The 1895-nt window shown below is 31.4% G+C and carries 2 protein-coding genes; both read left to right on the top strand.

Annotated features, from left to right (window positions below; genetic code table 11):
• On the top strand, nucleotides 1–828 hold an 828-nt coding region (locus tag HX049_RS18315), incomplete at its 5' end, for a hypothetical protein (protein ID WP_286417817.1).
• Nucleotides 829–837: 9 nt separating this feature from the next.
• On the top strand, nucleotides 838–1895 hold a 1058-nt coding region (locus HX049_RS18310; protein ID WP_286417815.1), incomplete at its 3' end, for a gliding motility-associated C-terminal domain-containing protein.

Raw genomic sequence — 1895 nt, 5'->3', positions numbered from 1 at the left:
AACAATCCAGTAGCAGTAAAAGAGATTATAGAAAAGGTGTCTAAGGAGGCTGCAGGAAATGTTATTTATGACGGAACCGATTTAATTTACAAGGATGCCGAAGGTAAGGATCAAGTAATTGATTTAGGAGCTGTTGTTAAAGCCAACGAGACTGTAACACAATTAGTTGACAATAAAGATGGAACTTTTACTTATTATAATGAAGAAGCTTTCGATGAAAATGGAACTCCTATACCTGCAAAAGGAGTGACATTTACTCTACCAACATACGATTCATATATAATGACACAAATGGAAGAGTTTGAGGTAAATAAGGTCACTGAAAGAAAATATAATTATAATCAAATTGTACATACATATGAGTCTACTGATAGGTATAAGCCTAATCCAGCAATTAACTTTGCAGTGCCAGTTTATGAAATTGATTTTAATGTTAATGTTAATGATGGAAGTCAAAAATTTATTCAGTTTTCAACTATTTTTATGGCAAAAGTAGAATATATCAATAACATAGTAGCTGCAAATGCAACTAGTTCTGGTTATAGATTAGAACTAGTTGTTAATGGAAAGGTTATTAACTCTCAATTCTTTAATTTAGAGTATGTTAAAGGAGGGCAGTCAAGGGTAACACAATTTGTATCTAAAGCTTTTAAGTTAAAAGATGTTCAATTACAACCTACAAATAATAAGTTTTCAGTGCAAATAATACCTCAGTCTAATTTATTTTATGCAAATAGAGGAACAGGGAATGGACAGTTTAGAGAAGGTAATTCGCTTCTTCTTACATTAAGTTTACAAGATATATCGTTTCAATTGTTTGAAAAATAGGATGTAATTATGAAAAAAGAACAATCATTAATTATATGCTTTTCTCTAATATCATTATCTAGTTTAAGTCAAGTACATATAGTTGAAAGTTTTGTTAATCAAGGAGACTTTATTGTTTTAGACGGTGGGTTGGTTAGTAGTGATTATATATTTGAGAATAGCTCTGAAGGTAATTTTGAAAATAGAGGAACACTTTATTATTACAACGACTTTAAAAATGATAATTTGTTTTATCCAGGAGGAACTAAGTCGTCGAAAGTGTATTTTAATTCAAGTAAGGATAATGCCCCTCAATTAATTGAGGGGTTAAAGCTAAGTGAATTCTATGATGTAGAATTTAATAATAGTTTTTTTAATCATGGTTTTACCTTATCTAATGAAATTACTGTAAAGGGGAATTCTAGTTTTGTTAGTGGAGTTGTTAATGTTTTAGATAATGAAGGTATGATTACTTTTTTACCTAAATCAACAACGACTCAAGTTTCAGATGTTAGTCATGTAGATGGCTATGTAGAGAAAAAGGGATCTGATTCATTTATCTTTCCTATAGGGCATAAAGGTTATTACCGTCCGGCAATTATTTCAGCACCTTCTAGTGAAAAGGATCTATATGTAGGTAAATATCAATATGAAACCCCTGATTTTTTTACCAATCGCTTGGCTAAATCAGGAGTTATAACCAATTTAGATACTAATGAACATTGGGAGATCAAAAGGAGTGATTTTAATTCAGGCGACATAATGTTAACTCTTAGTTGGGATGAGCGTACTACGCCTAAAGAGTTATTAGCTAATCCAGAGAAAGAATTACACATCGTACGCTGGGATGCTAATCAGCAGCTTTGGGTAGATGAAGGAGGAGTAGTAGATTTAGAGAAAAAAGAGATCACTACACCTACGAGTGTTAAGGGCTATGGATTCTTTACATTAGCTACAGTAAATACAGATCTAATCTTAGATGGAGATATCGTTATATATAACCTTGTTTCTCCTGATGGAGATGGAAAGAATGATTACTTTATCATAGATAATATCAACAGATTCCCTAATAATACAGTAGAGATTTA

This window comes from Myroides odoratimimus (genome assembly GCF_030326305.1).
Taxonomy (GTDB): domain Bacteria; phylum Bacteroidota; class Bacteroidia; order Flavobacteriales; family Flavobacteriaceae; genus Flavobacterium; species Flavobacterium odoratimimum_A.
Note: the sequence above shows the minus strand (reverse complement) of the source record. Positions and strands in the feature narration are given on the sequence as shown.